Annotated in this window: 13 protein-coding genes; 3 read left to right on the top strand and 10 right to left on the bottom strand. The window is 66.4% G+C overall.

What is annotated here, in order from left to right; translation table 11 throughout:
* Positions 1-27: 27 nt before the first annotated feature.
* From VF651_11525 to gcvT, 8 genes are all read right to left on the bottom strand, one after another.
* Positions 28-8,970, bottom strand: coding sequence for an RHS repeat-associated core domain-containing protein (locus VF651_11525; GenBank protein ID HEX7966330.1), 8,943 nt, complete (start codon positions 8,968-8,970; stop codon positions 28-30).
* Positions 8,971-9,313: 343 nt separating this feature from the next.
* Positions 9,314-12,112, bottom strand: a complete 2,799-nt coding sequence (locus VF651_11530) for a trypsin-like peptidase domain-containing protein (GenBank protein ID HEX7966331.1) — start codon at positions 12,110-12,112, stop codon at positions 9,314-9,316.
* Positions 12,113-12,161: 49 nt separating this feature from the next.
* Positions 12,162-13,106 (bottom strand): carbohydrate kinase family protein, encoded by a 945-nt coding sequence (locus tag VF651_11535; GenBank protein ID HEX7966332.1) that lies wholly within the window; start codon positions 13,104-13,106, stop codon positions 12,162-12,164.
* A gap of 18 nt (positions 13,107-13,124) precedes the next feature.
* Complete coding sequence (locus tag VF651_11540; GenBank protein ID HEX7966333.1) at positions 13,125-13,511, bottom strand: diacylglycerol kinase; 387 nt, start codon at positions 13,509-13,511, stop codon at positions 13,125-13,127.
* The gene (gene tpx / locus VF651_11545; protein ID HEX7966334.1) at positions 13,508-14,008 is read right to left on the bottom strand and encodes a thiol peroxidase; all 501 of its coding nucleotides are present in this window, start codon (positions 14,006-14,008) and stop codon (positions 13,508-13,510) included. The genes VF651_11540 and tpx overlap by 4 nt, the downstream gene beginning before the upstream one ends.
* Before the next feature lie 18 nt (positions 14,009-14,026).
* Positions 14,027-16,921, bottom strand: a complete 2,895-nt coding sequence (gene gcvP / locus VF651_11550; GenBank protein ID HEX7966335.1) for an aminomethyl-transferring glycine dehydrogenase — start codon at positions 16,919-16,921, stop codon at positions 14,027-14,029.
* An 82-nt stretch (positions 16,922-17,003) separates the two neighbouring features.
* Complete coding sequence (gene gcvH, locus VF651_11555) at positions 17,004-17,396, bottom strand: glycine cleavage system protein GcvH (protein HEX7966336.1); 393 nt, start codon at positions 17,394-17,396, stop codon at positions 17,004-17,006.
* A gap of 13 nt (positions 17,397-17,409) precedes the next feature.
* Positions 17,410-18,495 (bottom strand): glycine cleavage system aminomethyltransferase GcvT, encoded by a 1,086-nt coding sequence (gene gcvT / locus VF651_11560; protein HEX7966337.1) that lies wholly within the window; start codon positions 18,493-18,495, stop codon positions 17,410-17,412.
* A gap of 210 nt (positions 18,496-18,705) precedes the next feature.
* Here gcvT and VF651_11565 point away from each other — a divergent pair, with 210 nt between their 5' ends.
* From VF651_11565 to VF651_11575, 3 genes are read left to right on the top strand one after another with little or no spacing between them, the layout of a single operon-like run.
* Positions 18,706-19,884: a hypothetical protein gene (locus VF651_11565; GenBank protein ID HEX7966338.1), complete on the top strand. Its 1,179-nt coding sequence runs from the start codon at positions 18,706-18,708 to the stop codon at positions 19,882-19,884.
* 2 nt (positions 19,885-19,886) lie between these two features.
* Positions 19,887-21,074 (top strand): nucleotide disphospho-sugar-binding domain-containing protein, encoded by a 1,188-nt coding sequence (locus tag VF651_11570; protein ID HEX7966339.1) that lies wholly within the window; start codon positions 19,887-19,889, stop codon positions 21,072-21,074.
* Entirely contained in the window at positions 21,071-22,900 is a 1,830-nt protein-coding gene (locus VF651_11575; GenBank protein ID HEX7966340.1) for a DUF885 domain-containing protein, read from the top strand. Before VF651_11570 ends, VF651_11575 begins: the two co-directional genes overlap by 4 nt.
* 69 nt (positions 22,901-22,969) lie before the next feature.
* On the opposite strand, the gene nadA is transcribed toward VF651_11575, so the two are convergent.
* Both nadA and nudB read right to left on the bottom strand, forming a co-directional pair.
* Positions 22,970-24,067, bottom strand: a complete 1,098-nt coding sequence (gene nadA, locus VF651_11580; protein HEX7966341.1) for a quinolinate synthase NadA — start codon at positions 24,065-24,067, stop codon at positions 22,970-22,972.
* A gap of 47 nt (positions 24,068-24,114) precedes the next feature.
* On the bottom strand, positions 24,115-24,552 hold the full coding sequence (gene nudB / locus VF651_11585) for a dihydroneopterin triphosphate diphosphatase (GenBank protein HEX7966342.1): 438 nt from the start codon (positions 24,550-24,552) through the stop codon (positions 24,115-24,117).

Consider the following 24,552-nt stretch of genomic DNA (forward strand, 5'->3'; position numbering starts at 1 on the left):
ACGCTAGCAGAAGTATTTTTTTCATTGCTATGGTCCGTAGGTTTCAATATATGTATATGGCGTCGGGGATATATAGGGTCCCGACTGTGTGTGGACGGCTCCACCATATCTGAATGGCCGTCCAGCGAAGTCTTGATCCGGAGTACGCATGTTGTAATGCACGGCCCCGTTGGTGGGGTCAATGCCAGCACGATCTTCAACCATCGCTCTTACAGTAATGGAGAATGCCTCTCTGTAACCCGCTCCGCTCATAAGTGGAGGCATCATTCCAGATCTCTCATCTACCTTATCACCGAATGCTCGTACAGCGTTAAGTCGTTGATGAACAATCTTGTCTTTTGCCTCAGACAGTCGTTCATTCTCTAGAGGACTGTCATGCATTCCTAGAGTCTCGTGGTTCACAACACCAGCCAAGTTAGTCGCTAGTTTTACTGTGTCAGGCGAAGTCAAAGCTTCGATATCAGCCGGCGTTAAAGCCGTAGGAATATCCTCAAAGTGATAATCCCCATTGTCATCGCGGAAAAATCCTAACCCTGTAACGTTTGCTAGCGCTGTCGCCCTATCTATGTCAGAGGCACCCTTGGGCAAGTGCTGCATGTCAGCGATAGCTTGCTTCAGGTGTGCTCCGTTCCCTACGTTCTCTTCAGTGATTTCGCACCGACCCGAACAGGATGCAAAGGCATCGGCGCGACCGGGAATGTGCGAACCTGCGTGAGCATCACGGTCTTTAGCCTTCTTCTCATCGTTTCGGGGCCGGATTTGTCCCGGCGGATCGCACCACAGGTCGCAGTGCAAACCACCACCAGCACACCCAGATTCGTAGGCACCACCAGGGCAAGCTACTGACATGTACCCACTCGGATCCACCAAGCTCAACGGATTATTCATCACATAGCTATACGGGTTGACCGACTGAGTATTGGTCGGCGCCTGGAACACCGGATCCACTGACATGAACCTGCCAAGCTTCGGATCGTAGACCCGGCCCTGCATGTGCACCAGGTTCAGGTGGTCCAAGTCCTCATGGTCTGTATAACCATGGGTCTTGGTGGCGGAGGAACCGCTCCCCGTACCGGTCCAAGTGCCGGGGTCACGCTTTCGGCCGAACGAATCATAGTTCCTATGACCCACGATGTTGCTGGCGCCTTCCACGGTGGTGGTGACGCTGCCCAAATGGTCGGTTAGCAGGTAGTCCTGGGTCTCCGCCGGGTTGCCGGTGGCTGTATCAGTGACGAACTTGTCCAGCAGCACGGGGCGGCCATAGGCCGTCATGTTGTGGTGGTACTCCACGGTGGTGCCGGTGGTCTCGATCTCCAGGCCGCCGATATACAGGGTCGTGGTCTGGGTGCCAGACGCCATCGCAACTTCCTTGTACTTGTGCTTGTCGGAAGCGTAGGAGAAGTTGCTGTAGTTGCTTCCCTCGGTGATGTTGGTGGGCTGGTTGTCAGAATCCCACACTACGTTGCCGGTGGGAGTGCCGGTGCAGCTTAAGCCCGCCGAGTCACGGCAGCTCATGTTGCCGTCCGCGTCGTAGTTGTAGGACGCGGTGGCGGCGCCGCTCAGGGTGGCGACGGCATGGGGGTGGTCAGTACCGAACCCATAGGCGTAGGTGGTGGTGTTGGTCCCTTCCACCTTCTGGGTGATGTTACCCACGCTGTTGTAGCTATAGCTCACCATGGGCTGGGTACCGCCGGCATTGGTCACCGTGGAATCTAGCAACCTGTTGTGCAGGTCGTAGTGGAACGCCTCGCTGGCACCGGTGAGCACGTCGCTGCGCTGGGTGAGGTTGCCGGTGGGGGTCCACTGGAACGTCATGTCCTGCACCGTGCCGCTGCCGCTCAGGCTGGTGCTGGTCTCCACCATATAGCGGGTCAAGGGGTCGTAGGAATAATGGGTGCTCAGGTTAGCGCCGGAATCCGCCACCACCACGTTGCCGTGGGCATCCATGCCGTGCTCGTAGAAGTTGCCGGCAGCGTCGGTGGAACCGGTGCCTCCCGCGAACGAGTTCACCTGCCAGTAGACCCGGTTGGGGTCCACGCCGGAGGTGAGCTTCCACAGGTAGCCGTTGGCGGTGTAGGCGTACTTCACCGAGAGCCGCGCCACGGGATAGGTGGTGGTGGCGCTCTCCAGGTGCGCGCCCGCCCAGGCCTTGTAGAGCGGCGGAGCGAACTCAGGACGAGCAGACAAATTGGGTTGCTTCCTTGGAGCCTGGACGGTAGCCAAGGCCACACGCGTCGGATCCGAAAGCTGAATGGGATCGACAGACGTTAGAGGTTCGGTCGAAGCCAATTGAGACAAAGCTGGATTCCGGCTTTCGCCGGAATGACGAGCAGCAGCCAGCAAGTCAGGGCTGGCCGGCACTGCGGCGGCGATGCTGCCGTCACCCGGAGCGACGATCTGCGGGTTGCAGTTGGGACAGCCGCCGCTGCCGGTCACTTCGATGAACGCGCGGCCCAGGTAGTCGCTGCAGGCCTTGAGGGCGCCGTCCTGGTTGCAGGCCCGCACCCGGTAGTAGTACTCCCCCAAGCCCTTGCCGCTGAAGCTCTTCGACCGGCTGGTGCCGGTGTACACGAGCGTGGGCGAGGGCCAGCCGGTGGCGGTGTCCTCCTGCAGCTCGTAGAACACCTTGGAGGATGGCAGCGCGCCGGTATAGGCGCCCCAGGAGACGGAGTAGCTGCCGGTAGTGGAACTGGCCGCCGTGGGCGAGATGCTGGAGGGCGTGCCGGGCGCCACCACCAGGTGGATGCTGTCCGCGCCGCTATAGCCGCTGGTGCCGACGGGGCTGGAGCCGATGAAGTTCTCGGCCTTGACGCGGTACCAATAGTAATAGTGGCCGTTGCCGGGGTGGCTCACGACCCTGGAGGTACCGGTGACCAGGGCAATCTCGGTATAGGCCGAGGCCGGCGGCGCACTGCTGGTGTCCGTGCCCGCCTCCTCCAGGTGATACTTCATGGTGGTACCGGTGACGGCGACCGCATTCCAGGAAACCGTATAGTCTCCGTCCCGGTCCGGATCCGCGCCGGCGTTCATGCCATTCGGCGTGGTGGGCGCACTCGGTACCGTCACGTTCACCGTGTCGGAGCCGGCCGAGAGGCCGTCGTCCGCCGTGAGCTGGAAGCTGTAAGTGGTGCCCAGCGTGCTGGTGGCGGTGAACGTGGGCGTGGTGGCTGTGCCGTCGCTCAAGTCCGCCGCAGGGCCGGCGCTCTGGGTCCAGCGGTACAGCACAGGGTTCGGGGCCGCATCCGCGTCCGTGGCGGAGCCGTGCAGGGTGACCGTAGCGCCCGGGGGCACGTACTGGTTGCTGCCGGCGCTCGCCGTGGGCACCGCATTGGCCACGCTGGCCGGGTAGGTCACGGTGTCGATGCGGCCATCCGCGTCGAAGGTGGTGTCGGTGTCGTAGCTGGCACCGTCTATGACATCGCGCACATGGTTCAGGCGGCCGTTGCCGTCATACATGTAGTTCTGCTGGTAGCCGCCGGGACTCGCGGCGATGCGCAGCTTGCCGATGTAGGGCGCGGTGTTGGAGCCGTCACAGGCTTGGCTGTCGTAGCACCAGGTGCTGATGCCCTCGGGCGCGGTCTTGGAGACCATGCGGCCCAGGTTGTCGTAGGCCATCACGATGGTCTGGTTGTTGCCGTCGGTCTGCTGCTTGAGGTCGCCCAGCGCGTCGTAGACGTACACCGAATGGCCCTGGTCCGGGTCGGTGACCTCGACCTTCTGGCCCAGGATGTTATAGACCGCGTCGATATGCGTCGCGTCAGCCGCGATGATCTTCACCGGGTTGCCATCGGAGTCGTACTGGTAGCTCGTGGCGGCCGCGTCAGTGGTGCCGGAGGCATTGGTCACGCTCAGCATCTTGCCGATGGCGTTGCGGGTCTCCACGTCCACCCGGTCTGCCACGCCGCTGGCCGAGGTGGTGACGGTGGTGCTGAAGCCGTCGTAGTCATAGTGAGTGTGCACGCCCCGGGTGGTCATGTCCGTGAGCCTGCCCAGGATGTCGGTCGCGTAGGCGCGGGTATTCCAGCGGATGGCTTCGGCGCCGAAATGGGGCTCGTTGACCCGCGTCACGCGCCCGAGCGCGTCGTAGTCGGTGCGCTGGGCGATGTTGTCGCCGTTGCTGGAGAAGCTCTCGGTCACCTCGCGGATCACGCGGCCCAGCTTGTCATAGCAGCTGTAGTGGCTGGGCGCGCCCTCCTGGTTCACCAGCACGTAGTACGCGGCAGGTACTGCCGCGCCGTCGCAGGAGCCGTCGTTCCCCGGCAGGTACTGGATGACCTGTTCCGGCAGCGAGATCGGGTCCGTGACCTGGGTCGAGACCTTGCGGCCGAACACGTCGTAGCCGTAGGCGGTCTTGACGCCGTTGGGGTCTGTGACCAGGCTCGGCGAGCCGAAGCGCGGGTCGGGGGTGATGGTGGTCACGTGGCCCATGGGGTTGGTGACGGTCTTCACGAAATAGAACGCATCGGCACCGGTGGTATAGGTGGTGGTGGTGATGCGGGGGCCCACCGCCGTGGCGCCGGAACCGCCGCTCACGGTGACCTTGCTGACGTTGCCGCGGGCATCATGGTCGTAATCGGTGGTGATCTCGGTCGCCGCGCCGTCTCCCAGCGCGTCCACCACGTTCAGGCTGCGGCCGCCGTCGTAGGTGTAGGTGGTGGTGCGGGACACCGCCGCCGGATCATTGGCCGTGTAGCCCGCGTCCACGGTCTTGGTGCTGCTGGTGAGCTTATCCAGCCACCAGCTGGTGGTGTCGCTCGCATAGGTATTTGACACGCTGCTCACGTAGGTGCCGCCGGCATCCGTGGTGGTGCTCACGGAGCCCAGCGGGTTCGCGTACATGTCGTAGCCCAGCCCGCCGGCGCAGGCGCCGCCGCTGACAGGGCAATACTGGGTGTCGGTGGTCGAGAGCAGGGCGTAGCTCCCGACATCGTAGCGGGTCTCGATGCTGCGAGTCAGGACGGGCACGAAGGTGCCGGCATCCAGCAGCTTGCTGCAGGTGATGCCGTCCACGGTGAGCCCGGCGGTCTCATTCTTCTTCAGGCAGCCCCAGGTGTTAGCCACATGGTCCACATAGTGGTGGTTCGCGGGCGGCACGGGGGCCACGAGGTCCACGCCCTCGGCCACCGGCATGGTCCAGCTCTCCTCCAAAGTGCCGCTCAGGGGGAAGCGCTGGTGGTAGACCTGCACGGTGCGGGAACCGACCTCGACGTTGTCCTCCACCACGGTACGGAAGCCCTGGAATCCCCTACCCTGGCCGCTGTAGATGGCCTGGCCGTAGTGGAAGTCGTGGACGTTGGTGCCGCCGATGCCATCGCTGACGCTGTAGTCACCCACCACGTACATGGACGAGGAGAAATAGAAATACCCATCGCCCGCATAGGCGCCGCCGCTGCCTGTGGCGGGAGAGGCATACAGCGGCACGCCGCCATAGGTCTTGCTGGACGACAAGGGGTAGTAGTTCCAGCTGGCGGTGACGCCGAACCCGTCGGTCGCGTCGGTCATCAGATCCGGCGCGGCGTTCAGACTGCTGGTGGAGCTGGCGGTGTTGGAGGACATGTGGGGACCGATCGGGCGCGTGTAAGTGCCCTGGTCGATGAAGTAGCCGTCCGCATACCACTTGGTGAAGGGCGATACGACATCGGACAACCCGTCGCCTTCCAGGTCCATGGGAGCCGCGAGGTGGGCCTGGGCGATGATGCCCGTGGTGCCGCCGACGGGCTTATAGACGTAAGCTCCCGCCACCAGCTGCGGGACAAAACGCAGGACGGCATATTGATAGATGCTGAGATCCTCGTTGGCCGGGAGAGTCTGTCCAGTGCTGTAGGCGCACTTGTCCACCGGCTCGGAACCCTGGGTGACCCTGATGCAATACTCGGACTTCAGGATGGACGGATAGATGAGCTCGGCGAGGCCATCGTTGTCGATATCGGCCTGCAACATGCCCGCCTTCGCGTTGTCATTGCCTGCCTGGGCATCCAGCGATCCGGTGTTCACCTCGGGGCCGAACAGGCCCGTACCGGGCTTGCCGGTGTTCAGGGCATAGCACCAGTCCTTCTGCAAGGTGCAGTCGTACACCATGTCGGGAAGCCCGTCGCCGTTGATGTCCAGCTGCATGCCGACGCGGCCTTCCTGGGTGCGGCCATCCGCATCCTGGCTCACCGCGGTGAAGCCGATGCCGGGGGTGCGCTGCGTGAACAGCCAATAGGACTTGGACACGCCGCCGCTGATGTAGCTCACTCCGAAATCGGGAAGGCCATTCCCATCCATGTCGCCGACGGGGCCCGCGCTCAGGACCCTGACGAAGCCGTTACCGTCGGTGTAGTTCGGCGCCGTGTACATCCGGAGGGGGATGCTGTTGAACTCCGGCGTGCAGGTCCCGCCGCAGGGCGGCGTGTCGTTCAGGTAGACGCCCAGCATCCAGTTTCCGGAGGTGTCCGGATCCGGCATGAGGGCCACGATGTCCGCCCGGCCATCGCCGTTCGCGTCGGTGATGGCGACGATGGAGTTCACCGTCTGCGCCCCGCCCGGCTCCTGGACCTGGTAGCTGTAGTGGATCGCGTTGTTGGCATCGTCCCGCAGCTTCACCGCCGCGCCCAAGCCCGAGCCGGTGAACCTGGAATAAGCGAGCCAGGCGCCGTCCTTCGCCTCGCCGATGAGGTCGGCGGTACCGTCGTTGTCGATATCGGTCTCCGTGCTCGGCAGGACGTCGGCGAAGATGCTGTTGCTGGGGTTGCTGACATCGGTCACCACGTAGCTGCCTGTCAGCTGCCCCCCGTGACCCATGAGGTAGATCGTGGCATCGCACCCGGACCGGTAATGCAAGAGGTCCCGGAAACCGTCGCCATTGATGTCACCGACGCTGGACGTGGTCGGCTGATATCCCGTGACGCGTACCGACGACAGGCCACAGGCATCCTGCGAGTCGATGCTCACCGGCGAATCGAAGCTGGTGGCGGGATCGTGCCAAGTGAACGTGGTCTCGGGCAGGCACAGGCGCCCAGCACCGCTGCCGCCGCATTGCTGCACGCCCGTGAGCAGGCTGCGGCGCGTGGCGACGCTGTCCGCATATTCGAGGTTATAGGTGCTCACCACGGCGCCGTTCTCGACCGTGCTGACGCTGGAGAGGATCTGGGTCTGCTGGGTCAGCCCGCCCGCCAGGTACTGGCTGCTGGCATCGCTGCGGGCCAGGTAGTTGAAATCCACCTCGCGGTTGCCATCAGTGGCGCCGGACCCGGTATAGGTGACGCGGGTCAGCAGGTACTCGCCCAGGCCGAACGAGCTGTAGTAGTAGATGATGCTGTTGTTGTAGGTATCCACCTCCATGCCGAGACCCCAGGCCAGGGGCTTGGTCATGACGGCGCCGGCGGCGGTGTCGTAGGCCCTGAACACGGTGTTCTTGCTGGCGCCGATGTTGCTGCCGTAGCCGTAACGGCGTTCGTGGCCGTCCTTGTCCTCCACCTTGAACGAGGAGGTGTCGGTGTCCATGTCACCGGTCTCGGTGATGCGCGCGAAGCTGTCCAGCTCGGTGCGGTAGACCGCGCCATCGTGGCCGTAGGCGCTGCCGGACACGCGGATGAGATGCTGGCCATCCAGGCAGAGGCGGTCGGAGGACCCGTACGTCACGCCGTTGCTGTAGCCGTCCATCGCCTCGGTGGCGGGGCAGCGATGGACCTGGGAGCCCGCGGACACGGACCAGCCCATGCCCATCTCGCCGTTGCCGCCGCGGCTGGAATAGCTCAAGGCGATGGAAGGCTGCATGCCGGAGATGCCCGGCGGCAGCGCGACCGGGATGGAATAGGTGGCGGTGCCGCCGCTGACGCCCGGCTGGCCCTGCATGTTGCCGACGGCGTTGACGGTCATGATCTGGCCGCTGCCCTGGGTGCCCTGGGTGCCACGCACGACCACCGGGTCCTGTTCCGGATCCGTGGGCGCGGTGATGATGTTGGCGGTGGGGCCGGGAGCCGCGACGATGCTGATGCCGCCGTTCACCGGCTTGCCGGCGTCGCGCAGGGCTTCGGTGGCGGACTTGTCGCCGTTCCACTTGACGGTGGCCCGGGTGAAGCCGCCTTGGGTGTTGCCTTCGAACAGGCTGTTCGTGCCGCCGTTCTTCGAACGCAGCGTGATGTCCATGATGCCGTCGCCGTTCGCGTCCTCGATGAGGATCACGTGGGTGGCGGGGTTCCAGTCGGCGCCCAGGTCGCGGTTGTTCCAGGTCTGGGAAAGGCGGGTGAAGCGGCCGGCGCCGTCCGCCAGCAGCAGTGCGTACACGGACTCGCCGGAACCGCGGCGCTTGGACTGGACCAGCAGGTCGTCCCGCGCGTCGCCGTTGAAATCGCCCACATAGAAGGTCTCGTCGGCGGCGCTCCAGAAGCGCCCGAGGTAGCCGTCCACGAACGCCTGGGTGGCGCCCACGAGATGGCCGGCAGCGTCCGCGTGCACGATGAGCCCGGTGCCCTTGCGCTTCATGGCCTGGAGGAACAGCTCCCGGTGCCGGTCGCCGTCGAAGTCGCCGGTGACGATGCCGTGGGCCGCAGCGGCCCAGTCCACACTGAGGTAGTTCGCGGGGATGACCTGGCTCACGTGCAGTAGCTGCACGCTGGGATCGGTGATGAGCACGGCGGCGTTCCCGCCGGTCCTGGCGGGCTGCACCAGCACGTCGTCCTGGCCGTCGCCGTTGAGGTCGGCCGTGGTCACCACGCTCGCGCCCGCGCTCCAGTCCAGGCCCAGGTAACCCGGGTCCCAGCCCTGGGCCACGACACTCAAGGCGCCGGTGCCGTCCTGCAGCACGAGGCTGCCCCGGTCGCGCGTGGTGAGCGGCTGCAGGAGCACGTCCAGCCGTCCGTCGGCGTTGAAATCCCCCGGCACCGCGAGGTGCGACCCATCCAGGTCCACCGCGCCTGCGGTGCTGAAGGTCAGCAGCAACGAGAAGAAGAACGCCGGAAGCGAGTGCGCGCGACGGATGAAGGCCATGTTTTTTCCCCAGACAGTCAGGCTCGAAAGCCGGCATGAGCCGGCGTGGATCAACTGGCTTTGTTCGTCTTGGAGGTCCACAGGCGACCGGGAGACAGGAAGGAAGTTGCGAGCGACCTTCCCTGGCCAGTGTGATTTATTTCCCTAAACCCCTCCGCACGGGCGTGCGGCGACCATGATTTAACATTATCCGGAATCGAGGTGTCAATCTGTAATCACGAAGATATAAATCCAAGCCGTGGGAATCGTCCTTGCGACGACTGCGACCTTAGGCGCGACGAACAGCGCAGGCCACAGGATGGATATCCTGCCTGGACATGGACTTAAGGCGGAAACCTAAAGATCAGAGCGGCTTGCGCACCCAGTCGTCGCCGCTGCGCAGCACCTCGTACGGCGCCCAGTAGCGCTGGTCCACCTTGAGGGTGATGACCTGGCCAGTGCCGTCCCAGTTCTTCACGGCGAGACGCACGTTGTCCCGGTCCTTGAGGCCTTGCACCGCCTGGATGAAGCTGTCCATGTCCGGCGTGGGTACGCCGTTGACGCCGATGATGCGCCAGCCGGTGGCGAGCCCGTAGCGGCTCGCGGGCGAACCGTAGTTATAGGAACCCACCAGGAGACCTTCGTCCGGGATCGCGCGCTCCGCGGCCGCCGCATGGTGCGGCCGCTGCAGGATGGCGCCGGCCCACATCAGCAGGCGCTCGGTGCCGTCGCTCGGCAGCGAGACGGTGGCGACCTTGATGTCCTGCACCGCGCCGTTGCGCAGCACCGTCAAGTTCAGCTCCGGCTTCTGGCTCGCCTGCTCCACCTGGCGGAAGCTGGCGACGGGCTTGCCGTCAATGGCAAGCAGGAGGTCGCCGTTCTGCAGGAGCTTCTCCGCCGGCGTGCCGGCGGTGAGGCGCGAGACCACCAGCACCTCGCGCCGCTCCGGCGCGGCGGCGCCGAGCTTCTGGGCCCAGCTGTCGCTCAAGCCGAGCTTCCTGGCCTGGGAGAGACGGGTGGTGTAGAGCTCCACGTCCAGCGTGCGCAGGCCGGCGCGGCTGCGCGCGATGCGCACCGTGTCCTGCACCACGTCCACCGGGATGCCGCGCTGCACTTCCTGGGTGCGGTTCGCGTCGTCATAGACGAAGCTCACCCACAGGGTGGTGACGCGGCCGGCCTTGTCCAGGAGCACGCCGGTGACGTTGCCCGGCGCGTTCACCAGGCTCAGGACCTCGAGGTTGGTGTCGCGGAAACGCAGGCTGCGGGGCAGCGGGAACAGGGCCGGGTCCAGGGAGGCCACTTGGCTCGTCTGGGACGTGAGGCTGCCGTCCGGCTGGTAGCCCACGAGCTTCACGCTGTCGCCGGGCCGCGAGGGCCGGGTGGCGAATTCGACCGAGGCCACCTTGGTCTTGCCCAGCAGCGCGGGATCGTAGTGGATCACCGCGAGGTTATGCAGCGGGTTCACGTAGATGACCCGGCCCGGCACCTCGAGGGAGCCGGCGAAGGTGATGCGCACGTCGCCCATGGAGACCGGCACCGTGTCCCGGTCCGCTACGATCAGGCCCGCCTTGGCGTCCACCACCACGCCGGCGCCCAGGTAATGGGTGTCGCCGATGCCGTCCAGGGCATAGGGCATGTCGAACTTGATGAACACCAGCGAGGGCGCGAGCTTGTTCATCACGGGGTCGGTATAGCGGGGGTAATCCACCGTGGCGGGCGTGTCCGCCACCGGGGCCGGCGGCTCAGGCAGCGCCGTGCAGGGCCAGTTGCCGGTGATGGGATCGCGCGTGCAGCGTTCCGCCGGGAACCAGCGGCGGTCCACGGTGATGATGCCGAGGGTGGACTGCTTCTTGTTACTGACGTTGAAGTAGCGCACGCGGGCGTGGTCGCCGTCCGGCATGCCTTCCAGCACCTTCTGGAAGTCGTCCAGGTCCGCCACCGGCTTGCCGTCCAGCTCGGTGATGACGGCGGCGCGGGCGATGCCGGCGGTGCCGAACACGTAACCCGGGTTCGCCACGTACACGCCGCTCACCCTTGCGTTGAAGCCGCGGGCCACTTGCAGGGAAAGGTCGTTGAGGGTGGCGCCGCCGAACTGGAGGTACGAGCGCGGGCTGAGTTCAGCGAGATCCTGCACCTTGATGTCCAGGCTCAAGGGGTGCCCGCCGCGCAGCACGCGGAAGTTGAGGGTCTTGCCCACGGAGGCGTCCATGATCTCGTCCAGCGGCGCGAAGGTGGTGAGCACCTTGCCATCCACCGCCACCAGCGCGTCGCCGGGCTGCAGCAGCGCGTCCGCCGGGCCGCCGGGGAGCACCTGGTCCACTACCAGCAGACCCGTGGCGTCCGGGTACTGCTTGCGCAGGTCCGCCTCGAGGCTCGCGGGCAGCCCCAGGCGCTCCAGCTCGTCGTAGTACTCGTGCTGAAACACCACCTGCAGCGTGCCGCGCGGCACGGGCTTGCCGGCTTCCAGCAGGGCCAGCGCAGGCACCACGCGGTCCAGCGGCAGGAAGTAGCTGGAGGCGGCGTCGTTGCGCGCGCCGGCGTTGAGGGCGATCACCTCGCCGTCGATGTTGATTACGGGGGATCCGGAGGAGCCACCGGTGGAACCGGACACGGCCTGGAAATAGAAGGTGTTGAAGTCGTTGTAGCCGCCGGCGCCGTAGGTGGGCGCTTCGCGGTCCAGGCGCGCGAGGGTGCCGGAGAGGATGGAGAGCTGCTCGCCCGCGTCGTTGCCGATGATGCGGATGTCGCCCCCCACCCGCGCGTGCTCCGGCGAGAGCTTGAGGGAGACGGGATGGATGTATTTCAAGGCCGCCGGATCGTACTGGTAGAGGCCGAAGTCGTGCACCGGGTCGTAGTAGAGGGGCTTCAAGGTGACCACCTCGTGGTCCTGGAACACCGCCTCCGCCACCACCGGGCCCGGTGTCACCACGTGGCGGTTGGTGAGGATGATGCCGCGCTCCGCGTCCACCACGAAGCCGGTGGCCTGGCCGGTGAGGTTCCATTCGGTGTCGAAGGCACGCGGCGCGTCCACGCGGATGGACACCACCGAGGGGGAGACCCGCTCCAGGGTCGCGTCCCAAGCCTGCTCATTGCCGGCGGCCGAGGCCCCCTGCCCGCCGACGAGACCGAAGAACAGGACGAGGAGCGGCAGCAGGCGTTTCATGGCGTGTCCAATAAAAATGAGGAGGACTGGAGGGTTCGAGTGTAGCGGATCAGGAAAGTTCGGGGAGTGAAGTGCCGAACGACTCTTCATATCTCTTGGCGAACTCGGCACGGCTGAAGCTGTGGTTCTGGGTGCCGCGGTTCGCGATCTTGATGGAGCCCATGAGCGAGGCGATCTGCCCCGTGGTCTGCCAGTCCAGCTCGTGCATGAGGCCGTACAGCAGCCCGGCACGGAATGCGTCGCCGCAACCGGTCGGGTCCACGACCGAATCCGCCTTCACGCACTCGATGTCGAAGCGCCGGCCCTGGGCGTAGATCACCGAGCCCTTGCTACCCCAGGTGACGATCAGCGCCCCCACCCGCTCGGCGATCTGGTAGGCGGTGAGGCCGGTCTTGTGCTCCAGCACCTGGGACTCGTAGTCGTTCACCGCGACCCAGTTGGCGAGCTCGATGAAATGCAGGAGCTCCTCGCCGGAGAAGAGCGGCATGCCCTGGCCGGGATCGAACAGGAAGGGGATGCCGGCGGCGGCGAACTGCTCGGCGTGCTGCAGCATGGCCTCGCGCCCGTCCGGCGAGACGGCGCCGAGCTTGATGCCGGCGCCCTTCGGCACCTGCTGCTCATGGGCCGAGCCCATGGCACCGGGGTGGAAGGCGGTGATCTGGTTGTCGTCCACGTCCGTGGTGATGAAGGCCTGGGCGGTGTAGGCCCCGGCGATCTCCTTTATATAGGTGCGGGAGATGCCCTGCCTGTCCATCCACTCGGCGTAGGGGCCGAAGTCGCCGCCCACGGTGGCCATGGGCAAGCCCTTCTCACCCAGGAGCTTCAGGTTGTACGCGATGTTGCCGGCGGTGCCGCCGAACTCGCGGCGCAGCTGCGGCACCTGGAAGCAGACGTTCAGGATGTGGATCTTGTCCGGCAGGATGTGGTTCTTGAAGGGCTCGGGGAACACCATGATGGTGTCGAAAGCCATCGATCCACATATGAGTGCCGACATGGGAAACCCCTGGGTTGATCAGAAGAAACGCGGGAAGAGAATGCAGCCCCAGATGACAGTAGCCAGGAGCAGGCTGATCATGACCGCCGCCGAGCCGATATCCTTGGCAAGCCCCGACAGGGCATGGCGTTCGGTGCTGATGCGGTCCACCACCACCTCGATGCCGGTGTTGAGCATCTCCACGATCATCACTTGGATCACCGCGGCGGCGAGCAGCGCCTTCTCGGCGCCGCCCTGGCCGAGCCAGATGCCGAGCGGCACCAGCACCAGCGAGCCCAGCACCTCCAGCCGGAACGCCTCCTCGTTGAGGAAGGCCCAGGTGAGCGCCGTGAAGCCCACGCGGGTGGCGCGTTGCAGCCGCGTCAGCCCCAGGAGCCCGTCGGTGCTGCGCCCCTCGACCTTCATCCGAGGGCCTTGAGGGCCGCCTCGTAGTTCGGCTCGCTGGCGATGTCCGGAACCATCTCGGCGTGGATGACCTTGTCGTCCTTGTCCAGCACCACCACCGCGCGGGCGGTGACGCCGGCGAGCGCGCTGTCCTTAAGCCACACGCCGTAGTCGTCGCCGAACTTGCGGCCGCGCATGGTGGAGAGCGTGACCACGTTCTCCAGGTTCTCGTTACCGCAGAAGCGGCCCTGGGCGAAGGGCAGGTCCGCCGAGATCATCAGCATCACAGTGTCCGGGTGCGCCTTGGCGTGCTCGTTGAACTTGCGGGTGGACATGGCGCACACCGGCGTGTCGATGCTGGGATAGATGTTCAGCACCTTCTTCTTGCCCTTGAAGTCGGCGAGGGAGGTGTCCTTGAGGTCCTTGCTGACCAGCTGGAAGTCCGGGGCCTTGCTGCCCACCTTCGGCAGTTCGCCGCTGGTGTGGACCGGGTTACCGCGCCATGCGATCGTCGCCATGTCTCTATCCTCCTGGAATCAATAGTCCGTGAGTGGGGGGCAGCTGCAGAAAAGGTTGCGGTCGCCATACACGTTGTCCGCGCGGCCCACCGGGGCCCAGTACTTGCGGCGGCGCAGCGAGTCCACCGGATAGGCCGCCTGCTCGCGGCTGTACTTGTGGTTCCATGAATCGGACGTGACCACTTCGGCAGTGTGGGGCGCGTGGCAGAGCGGGTTATCCTCCCGGTCCAGCTTGCCCTCCTCCACCGCGCGGATCTCGCCGCGGATGGCGATCATGGCCTCGATGAACCGGTCCAGCTCGTGCTTGGACTCGGACTCGGTGGGTTCCACCATCAGCGTGCCCGCCACCGGGAAGCTCATGGTGGGGGCATGGAAGCCATAGTCGGTGAGGCGCTTGGCCACGTCGTCCACGGTGATGCCGCTGGTCTCCTTGATGGGCCGCAGGTCCAGGATGCACTCGTGGGCCACCAGGCCGCCGGGACCGCTGTACAGCACCGGGAAGTGGGGGCTGAGCTTCTTCGCCAGGTAGTTGGCGTTAAGGATCGCGGCCTCGGTCGCTGCAGTGAGGCCGGCGGCGCCCATCATGGCCACGTACATCCAGGAGATGGGCAGGATGGAGGCGGAACCGTAGGGCGTCGCTGAGATGGAGCCGATGCCTTCCTTGCTGCGCTCGTAGCCCACCGCGCGGGTGTTGGGCAGGAACTTCGCGAGGTGCGGGCCCACCGCCACGGGACCGACGCCCGGGCCGCCGCCGCCGTGGGGGATGCAGAAGGTCTTGTGCAGGTTGAGGTGCGAGACGTCGCCGCCGAACTGGCCCGGCGCCGCGAGGCCCACCATGGCGTTCATGTTGGCGCCGTCCACGTACACCTGGCCGCCGTTCTGGTGCACCACCTCGCAGATCTCGCGCACCTTGGCCTCGAACACGCCGTGGGTCGAGGGGTAGGTGATCATGATGCAGGCGAGCTTGTCCTTGTGCGCCTCGGCCTTGGCCTTGAGGTCGGCGAGGTCCACGTTGCCCTTGTCGTCGCAGGCCACCACCACCACGCGCATGCCGGCCATGTGGGCCGAGGCGGGGTTGGTGCCGTGGGCGGAGGACGGGATCAGGCACACGTCGCGGTGCGCCTCGCCGCGGGAGGCGTGGTAGGCCTGGATCACGAGCAGGCCCGCGTACTCGCCCTGGGAGCCGGCGTTGGGCTGCAGCGAGACCGCGGCGTAGCCGGTGCAGGCCACCAGCATCTGCTCCAGTTCCGCGATCATCTCGCGGTAGCCCACGGTCTGGCTCTCCGGCGCGAACGGATGCACGTGCGCGAACTCGGGCCAGGACACCGGCAGCATCTCGGAGACGGCATTCAGCTTCATGGTGCAGGAGCCGAGCGGGATCATGCTGCGGTCCAGCGCCAGGTCCTTGTCCGCGAGCTCGCGCAGGTAGCGCAGCATCTCGTGCTCTGAGTGGTGCACGTTGAAGATCTTGTGGGTGAGGTAGGCGCTCTTGCGCTCCAGCGACGCGGGCCAGGCGTGGACGACCTCTTTCTCCAGCGCGTCGAAGTCCGGCAGCGTGCCGGCCTTGCCGGTGGCGGTGGCGAGCAGCGACCACAGCGCCTCGACGTGCTTGCGGGTGATGGTCTCGTCCAGCGAGATGCCCACGTGGGCCTCGTCCACCCGGCGCAGGTTCATGCGCTTGGCGTTGGCCGCGTGGTGCACGGCGGCGGTGTTGCCGCCGGTGCGCACCGTGAGGGTGTCGAAGAAGTGGGTGTTGACGGGCGCGAGGCCGAGCTGGCGCAGGCCCGCGGCGAGGATGTGGGTCAAGCGGTGCACGCGCTCGGCGATGGTCTTCAAGCCCTTGGGGCCGTGGTACACGGCGTACATGCTGGCCATGATGGCGAGCAGCGCCTGGGCGGTGCAGATGTTGGAGGTGGCCTTCTCGCGGCGGATGTGCTGCTCGCGGGTCTGCAGCGCGAGGCGCAGTGCGGGCTTGCCCTGGCTGTCCACGGTGACGCCCACCAGGCGCCCCGGCATGGAGCGCTTGAAGTCGTCCTTGGTGGCGAGGTACGCCGCATGCGGGCCGCCGAAGCCCATGGGCACGCCGAAGCGCTGGCTGTTGCCCACCGCCACGTCCGCGCCCCACTCGCCCGGAGGCGTGAGCAGCGTGAGGGCAAGCAGGTCCGCGGCTGCCACCACGGCGGCGCCCTTCTTGTGCAGGGCCTCGGCCACGGCGCGGTAATCCCGCACCTCGCCGCCGACGCCCGGGTACTGGAAGAGCGCGCCGAAGCAGTCGGTGTTGGCCGCGTCCTCGGCCTTGCCCACCACGACCTTGAGGCCGAGCGGCTTGGCGCGGGTCTGCACCACTTCGAGGGTCTGGGGCAGCACGTCGTCCGCCACGAAGAAGACGTCCGAGGCGGAGTTCGACATGCGCTTCACCAGCGTCATGGCCTCGGCGGCGGCAGTGGCCTCGTCCAGCATGGAGGCGTTGGCGATGGCGAGGCCGGTGAGGTCCGTCACCATCTGCTGGAAGTTGAGCAGCGCCTCGAGGCGGCCCTGGGATATCTCAGGCTGGTAGGGCGTGTAGGCGGTGTACCAGGCCGGGTTCTCGAACACGTTGCGCAGGATCACGCCCGGCGTGTAGGTGCCGTAGTAGCCCTGGCCGATGAAGGTCTTGAACACGCTGTTCTTGGCGGCGAGGGTGCGCAGATGCGCCAGCGCCTCGTGCTCGGAGCGGGGATGGGTGAAGGGCCCCAGCGGCAGCGTCTCCTTGCGGCGGATGTTCGCCGGCACGATCGCGTCCATGAGCGCGGCGCGGCTGGCGAAGCCCAGCTCCTTGAGCATGGCCTTCTGTTCGTCGGTGTCCGGGCCGATGTGGCGGCCGCTGAAGGCATCGTGCTGTTCCAGGGCGCTGAGCGGGGTGCGGGCGGTCATGGCGGGTGTTTCGGTCTCTCTAGGGTGACGAGGGCCCGGACGGGCCCTCTATATATATGAGTGCGGGCGGCGGTCCGGCCGGTCAGTGAGCCTCGTCCGCCAGGAACTTCTCGTAGGCCTTGGCGTCCATGAGGCCGTCCACGTCCTTGGGGTTGACGGGCTTGAGCTTCATGAGCCAGGCGCTGTAGGCGTCCTGGTTGATCATCTCCGGCGTGTCGTTGAGCTTGACATTGCCCTCCACCACTTCGCCGGCGATGGGGCTGTACACGTCGGAGGCGGCCTTCACGGATTCCACCACGGCGCAGGACTCGCCGGCCTTGAGCGGGCGGCCGGGCTTGGGCGGCTCCACGAACACCAGGTCGCCGAGCGCGGCCTGGGCGTGGTCGGTGATGCCCACGGTGGCGACACCGTCGGCGCCGAGCTTCACCCACTCGTGGCTCTTGGTGTACTTGAGGTCGGCCGGGATCTTGCTCATGGTGCTCTCCGTGTCAGATCTTGATGAGTGCCTTGCCGTTGCGCGCGAACGGCGGCTTGACCACCCGCGCCCTCAACAGCTTGCCGCGGATGTCCACCTGCACCTCGTCGCCGGTGGCGACGGGGACGCGCGCCAGCGCGATGGAACGGTCCAGGGTCGGGGAGAAGGTGCCGCTGGTGATCTCGCCCTCGCCCGCGTCGGACACCACCTTCTGGTGGCCGCGCAGCACGCCCTTGTCCTCCAGCACGAGGCCCACGAGCTTGCGGCGCGGGCCGGCGTCGCGCTGCGCGGTGAGCGCCTTGCGGCCGATGAAGTCGCGGTCGTTGGGCTCCCAGGCGACGGTCCAGGCCAGGCCGGACTCGAGGGGCGTGACGCCCTCGTCCATGTCGGAGCCGTAGAGGTTCATGGCGGCCTCCAGGCGCAGCGTGTCGCGCGCACCGAGGCCCGCCGGCTTCACGCCGGCATCCATGAGCTTCTTCCAGTAGTCCGCGCCCTGCTCAGTGGGGAACATGATCTCGAAGCCGTCCTCGCCGGTGTAGCCGGTGCGGGCCACGAACAGGCCCTCGCCCTCCACGGCGCTGAAGGGCTTGAGCGCCAGCGCCGGCTCGCGCAGCGCGGGGGGCAGCACCGAGGCCGCCTTCTCTCTCGCATTCGGGCCCTGGACGGCGATCATGGCCACCTGGCGCTCGGTGAGCTTCACGCCGAAGGGCTCGATCTGCTGGTTGATCCAGGCCAGGTCCTTGTCGTGGGTGGCGGCGTTCACCACCATGCGGAACCAGCCCTCGCGCATGAAGTACACGATCAGGTCGTCGATGATGCCGGCCTGGTTGTTGAGCATGCAGCTGTAGAGCGCCTTGCCGGGCTCCTTGAGCTTGGCCACGTCGTTCGCGAGCAGGTGGCGCAGGAACTCGCGCACCTTGGGGCCTTCCAGGTCCACCACCGTCATGTGCGAGACGTCGAACATGCCGGCGTCGCTGCGCACCGCGTGGTGCTCGTCTATCTGCGAGCCGTAGTTGACCGGCATGTCCCAGCCGCCGAAGTCCACCATGCGGGCGCCGGCCGCCACGTGGGAGTCATAGAGGGAGGTGCGCTTGCCCATGCTTCTCTAGGGTTCGTCCAGGTGGTGAAAATCAAAGGGGCGGAGGGAGACCCGCCGCCCGCTACATGTTCCTCAAGGATGCTGCCGGAGGGCAAAAACCGCCCCACATCAGAGGCGGAAAATGATACCGGAAAGGGGGGTGCCGTTCCATGCCGCCGCGCGCCCCAATCCGGTAGAGTGAACCCTCGTTTCACCGGGGAAAAGCGCGGGATGGCTCGGATCCTAATGGCCTGGGAACTGGGCGCCGGCTACGGGCATCTCGCCCCGCTCCTGACCCTCGCCCGGCCGCTCCGGCAGGCCGGCCATCACGTCGCGTTCGTGGTGCGGGACGTAGCCGCCGCCGAGGCGGTGCTGGGCGGCGACGGCATGCCCTACTACCCCGCGCCCGCCAACTTCCAGCCCCGGGGCGGTGTCCTGCACAGCTATGCTCAGATCCTGCTCAGCACGGCCTTCAATGCCGAGGACGAACTGCGCGCCCGGGTGCGTGCCTGGCAGTCGCTGTACACGGTGCTCGCGCCGGACCTGCTGGTGGCGGACCACGCGCCCACCGCCCTGCTGGCGGCCCGCGGCCGCGACCTGCCCTGCATCGTCACCGGCAACGGCTTCGTGGTCCCGCCCGATGTGGCGCCGCTGCCGGACCTGCGGCCCTGGCAACCGGTGGATGCCAAGCTGCTGCAGGCTGCCGAGCACAAGGCGCTCGCCATGGCGAACGGCGTGGCCGGGAGCCTGGGGCTGCCCAAGCTCGAGTACCTGGCGCAGCTTTTCTCCTCTGCGGCGCCGGCGCTGTTCACGCTCAAGGAACTCGACAGCTACGCCGACTCGCGGCGCGGCGCGGAATACTGGGGTCCGCTGCCCGGCCCCGGCGGCGCCGCGCCGTGCTGGCCCGAGGGCTCCGGCAAGCGCATCTTCCTCTATGGCCAGCCTTTCCCCACCCTGCCGGAGCTGCTGCGGGCGCTGTCCACCGGCCCGCACCGCACCCTGGCCTACGTGCCGGGGCTCGCGCCGCAGCTCAAGCAGCTCGCGGGACCCTACCTTAACTTCGCCGACACGCTGCAGGACATGGCCGCGGTCACCCGCGACTGCGATTGCGCGGTGATGACCAACGGGCACGGCACCACCGCCGCCATGCTTCTGGCGGGCAAGCCCGTGGTGGTGCTGCCGCGGCACCTGGAGATGATGCACATCGCCCACAGCGTGGAGCGGGCGGGCGTGGGCCTCGCGGCGCCGGCGCTCAAGCGCGACGGCATCCTCAGCAAGATCGAACGGGTGCTGGGCGAGGCGGGCTTCGCCGAGAAGGCGCGCACCCTCGCAGCCCAGTATGCGGGTGGCGCTTCCCTGAAGCCGGTACAGAACTTCCAGGCGCTGGTCACGCGCCTCGCGGGAGGCTGAAGGTGGCACACGTGGTCATGTGCTGGGAACTCGGCGCGGACCTCGGTCACGTGGCGCGCATGAAGCCGCTGGCGGAAGCGCTGCTGCGGCGCGGCCGCCGGGTGAGCTTCATCGTGCGCGAGGCCCTATCGGCCGAACGTTTATTGGACGCCGGGCGCACGCCCTGGTTCCAGGCGCCGTATCAGAGCGATGCGGTGCCTTCACCCATCGTGCCCACCTTGAGCCTGCCCGGCGTCATGCACAACACGGGTTTCCATGACCTGAGATCCCTGCTCGCCCGGCTGCACGCCTGGCGCAACCTGTACGCGGCCCTGGCGCCGGACCTCTTGGTGTTCGACCATAGTCCCACGGCCATGCTGGCGGCGCGCGGGCTCAAGGTGAGACGCGTGGTGCTGGGCACGGGCTTCGGCATCCCGCCCGCCGTCTATCCCATGCCCGGCTTCGACGACTCGGCGACCGGGCTCGCCGCCATCGAGGACAGGGTCACCGCGACTGCGAACGAGGCCTTGCGCGCCCTGGGCGAAGCGGCGCTCGCGCGGCTCGCGGACCTCTACGCGGCGGATGCGAGCCTGTTCTTCACGTTCAGGGAACTGGATCATTACGCGAATCGAAATGCGGGCGACTACTGGGGTCCCACGCGGCAGGACGGCGGTGTCGCGCCTGCTTGGCCGTCGACGGCTGGCCGGCGCGTGTTCGCCTACCTCAAGCCCTTCAAGACGTTGCCTGCGCTGCTTGATACCTTCCAGCAGTCCGGCCATCCGACGCTGATCTACCTCGGCAAGGGCGCGGACGAGACGCGCGCGCGCTACGCCGGCGCCGCGAACCTGAGCTTCTCCGACAAGCCCGTGGACCTGAAGCGTGCCGCGGCGGACGCGGACCTCTTGGTCTGCCACTCGGGCCACGGGACGATCAGCTCGGCGTTGTTGGCGGGCAAACCGTTGCTGCTGTTGCCGCTCAACATGGAACAGCGCATGCTTGCGCAGCGGGTTGAACAGGCCGGCGCGGGTCTCGCGGCCCCGGCGCTGGCACCGGAAGGCATGCACGCCAAGTTCCAACGGCTGCTGGCCGAGCCTGCCTTCACCGCGGCGGCCCGTGACTTCGCGGAACGATACAGCCGACTCGAGGTCGAACACATCCCGGAACGCTTCGCCGCGCTGGCGGAGCGCCTGCTCGCATCGGAGGCTCCATGAGACTGCGGACCTGGCCCCTCGTCCTGACCCTCGCCGCCGGCCTGGCCGGCACCATCCCGGCCCTCGCGGCGGATTCCGCCTCGGTGGCGCTGCACAAGCTGTTCGACCGGGAATGGGACCGCGCCATGCGGGAAAATCCCCTCTCCGCCTCCGACCTCGGCGACTACCGCTTCAACGACCAGTGGCCGGACGCGAGCATGGCCGCGATCCAGCGCTCCCATGCCGCCGACCAGCAGGCCCTGGCGGACCTCGCGAAGATCGACCGTGCCGCGCTGCCGCCGGCGGACCAGGTGAGCTACGACCTCTTCAAGTGGCAGTACGCCGACGCGCTCGACTCCAACCGCTTCCATGAGTACCTCTACCCGCTCAACCAGCTGGGCGGCATCCAGACCGTGGGCGACATCACCACCCAGTCGCTGCGCTTCGAGAAGTTGAAGGACTACCAGGACTGGCTGGCGCGGCTCAAGAACTTCGGCACCTACATGGACCAGACCATCACGCTCCTGCAGCAGGGCGTGGACGAGCAGCGGGTGCTACCCAAGGTGGTGGCCCAGCGCATCCCGCAGCAGATCGCCGACAACATCGTGACGGACGTGGCCAAGAGCCCGTTCTACGCGCCGTTCCTGAAGCAGCCCAAGTTCCTGGATGCCAAGACCTTCGCCGGCATGCAGGCCGAGGCCAAGACCAGCATCACCGAGGTCGTGATGCCGGCGTACAAGCGGTTGCAGACGTTCTTCGACGGCACTTACCTCCCGAAGGCGCGCACCGCGCTGGCCGTCACCACTCTCCCGGACGGTGAGGCCTACTACGCCTACCTGGTGCGCCACTTCACCACCACCGACGAGACGCCGCAGCAGGTGCACGAGATCGGTCTGAAGAAGGTGGCGGAGATCCACGCGCGCATGGAGGAGGTCATCAAGAGCACGGGCTTCAAGGGCTCGTTCCAGGACTTCCTGAAGTTCCTGCGCACCGACAAGCGCTTCTACTACAAGAACCCCGACGACCTGCTGGAAGCCTACGAAGCCGTGGCCAAGCGCATCGATCCGCGGCTGACCCAGGAGTTCGGCCATGAGCCGCGCGTGCCCTGGGGCGTGTCGGTGATCCCCATGGACCAGGCGCCCAACACCTATCCCGCCTACTCCATGCAGCCTGCCGCGGACGGCACCCGCGCGGCATTCATGGCGGTGAACCTCTACAAGCCCGAGACCCGGCCCAAGTACGAGATCCCGGTGCTCACCTGCCACGAGGGCCGGCCCGGCCACGCCATGCAGCTCTCGCTGGCCATGGAGATGACGGACCTGCCGAACTTCCGCCGCTTCGGCTACTTCAACGTCTACGGCGAGGGCTGGGCGCTCTACTCTGAGACCCTTTGTGAAGAGATGGGCCTCTACAACGACCCCAAGACCGGCAAGCCCGATCCGTACCTCACCTTCGGCATGCTCTCCTACCAGATGTGGCGCGCGGTGCGCCTGGTGGTGGACACCGGCATCCATGCCTACGGCATGAGCCGCGAGGACGCGGTGAAGATGTTCAAGGAGAACACCGCTCTCACGGACCAGAACATCGGCACCGAGGTGGACCGCTACATCGCCTGGCCGGGCCAGGCGCTCTCCTACATGACAGGCGAGATCAAGATCCAGGAGCTGCGCAAGCGCGCCGAGGACAAGCTCGGCGACAAGTTCGACAAGCGCGCCTTCCACGACGTGATATTGGAGAACGGCACGGTCCCTCTGAGCGTGCTGGAGAGCATCGTGGACGAGTGGATCGCGAAGCAGCAGAGGCCCGAATCGGCGCTGCTGGGAGCGGCGCCCGGCATCCGGGGCTAATCCCTCCGCTCAAAAGCAAGGCCCGCTCTTTCCGGAGCGGGCCTTTTTTCATTTCTGCATCGAGCCGGGCTAGATCGCCAGCATCCGCTCCAGGGCTTCTCTCGCCTGGCTCGCGTCCGGCTCCGGCACGCTGATGCGGTTCACCACCTTGCCTTCCGCCAGGTTCTCCAGCGTCCAGGCGAAGTGCTGCGGGTCGATGCGGTACATGGTGGAGCACATGCAAACCATGGGCGACATGAAGTGCACGTTCACACCCTTGCCCTTCATCTCCTCGTGCAGGCGGTTCACGAGGTTGAGCTCCGTGCCCACCAGCCAGCGGCTGCCGGGCTCCGCCTTGTGTACCGTATCCAGGATGTACTCCGTGGAACCCACGTAATCCGACTTCTTGCATACCTCGAAGGCGCTCTCCGGGTGGCAGATGACCGTCGCATCCGGGTACTTGGCGCGGAATGCGTCGATGTGGGCGGGCTGGAACATCTGGTGCACCGAGCAGTGGCCGTTCCAGAGCAGCACCTTGGCCTTGCGGATCTGCTCGGGAGTCAGTCCACCCATGGGCTTGTGGAAATCCCACACCGCCATCTCGTCCAGGGGGATGCCGAGCTTGTGGCCGGTCCAGCGGCCCAGGTGCTGGTCCGGGAAGAACAGCACCTTCTCGCGGCGCTTGAACGCCCACTCGAGGATGCCGGGGGCGTTGGTGCTGGTGCAGACGATGCCGCCGTGGCGGCCGCAGAAGGCTTTCAGGTCCGCTGCAGAATTAATGTAAGTAATTGGTGTGATCTGCTCATCGGGCGACAAGACCGTCGCGAGCTCGCGCCAGGCGGTCTCGACCTTCGCCAGGTTCGCCATGTCCGCCATGGAACAGCCGGCCGCCAGGTCCGGCAGGATCACCTGCTGGCTCGGCTTGGACAGTATGTCAGCCACCTCCGCCATGAAGTGTACGCCGCAGAACACGATGTATTCGGCATCGCACTGGGAGGCGAGGCGCGCGAGCTTCAGAGAATCGCCGGTCTGGTCCGCGTGCTTGTACACCTCGGCCCGCTGATAGTGGTGGCCGAGGATGACCAGGCGCGAGCCGAGCTTGGCCTTCGCGGCGCGGATGCGCGCATCGCAATCCTGGTCGTCGAGGGTGGAGTAAGGTGCGTAGTCGAGGGGACGGACAGCTGCCATCGAGATCTCAAGGACGGCCGGACGGCGCCGGCGATTGACCCGTTATTTTACACCTGTGGGCTAGGCTGGGATAAAGCAAGGATCGCCGCGCGGTCCGTGGCGGAGCCCGCCAGCTCCGCCGCCTGTTCTCGCGGCAGCCAGCGATATTCCACGTGCTCGGGCGACAGGCTTATGTCGCAGACGCCGGGCAGCCGCAGGTAGAAGACGTATTCCTGGTTCTCCCGCACGGAAGGCGCGTACTTGTGGCGCCAGGCAGGGTGGATGGCATACCGGTTGACGACACCGCTGTCGGCGAGGCCCGCGCCCGCGTCGAGACCGGTCTCCTCCCGCACTTCCCGCAGTGCCGCCTTGAGCGGCGACTCGCCGGCATTGAGGCTGCCGGTGACGGACTGCCAGAAATCCGCCGGTTCCCGGCGCAGGAGACGCAACACCTGGTCATCGTCCGTGTGGACCACGACCAGGACCGATTCGGGGTGCTTGTACAA

Source organism: Gammaproteobacteria bacterium (genome assembly GCA_036383255.1).
Lineage (GTDB): Bacteria > Pseudomonadota > Gammaproteobacteria > Natronospirales > REEB76 > DASUBN01.

Coding starts and splice junctions, on each gene's coding strand:
- gcvH (HEX7966336.1), bottom strand. CDS start 17,396: ATGAGCAAGATCCCGGCCGACCTCAAGTACACCAAGAGCCACGAGTGG.
- nadA (HEX7966341.1), bottom strand. CDS start 24,067: ATGGCAGCTGTCCGTCCCCTCGACTACGCACCTTACTCCACCCTCGAC.
- tpx (HEX7966334.1), bottom strand. CDS start 14,008: ATGGCGACGATCGCATGGCGCGGTAACCCGGTCCACACCAGCGGCGAA.
- VF651_11535 (HEX7966332.1), bottom strand. CDS start 13,106: ATGTCGGCACTCATATGTGGATCGATGGCTTTCGACACCATCATGGTG.
- VF651_11525 (HEX7966330.1), bottom strand. CDS start 8,970: ATGGCCTTCATCCGTCGCGCGCACTCGCTTCCGGCGTTCTTCTTCTCG.
- gcvP (HEX7966335.1), bottom strand. CDS start 16,921: ATGACCGCCCGCACCCCGCTCAGCGCCCTGGAACAGCACGATGCCTTC.
- VF651_11575 (HEX7966340.1), top strand. CDS start 21,071: ATGAGACTGCGGACCTGGCCCCTCGTCCTGACCCTCGCCGCCGGCCTG.
- VF651_11565 (HEX7966338.1), top strand. CDS start 18,706: ATGGCTCGGATCCTAATGGCCTGGGAACTGGGCGCCGGCTACGGGCAT.
- VF651_11540 (HEX7966333.1), bottom strand. CDS start 13,511: ATGAAGGTCGAGGGGCGCAGCACCGACGGGCTCCTGGGGCTGACGCGG.
- VF651_11530 (HEX7966331.1), bottom strand. CDS start 12,112: ATGAAACGCCTGCTGCCGCTCCTCGTCCTGTTCTTCGGTCTCGTCGGC.
- gcvT (HEX7966337.1), bottom strand. CDS start 18,495: ATGGGCAAGCGCACCTCCCTCTATGACTCCCACGTGGCGGCCGGCGCC.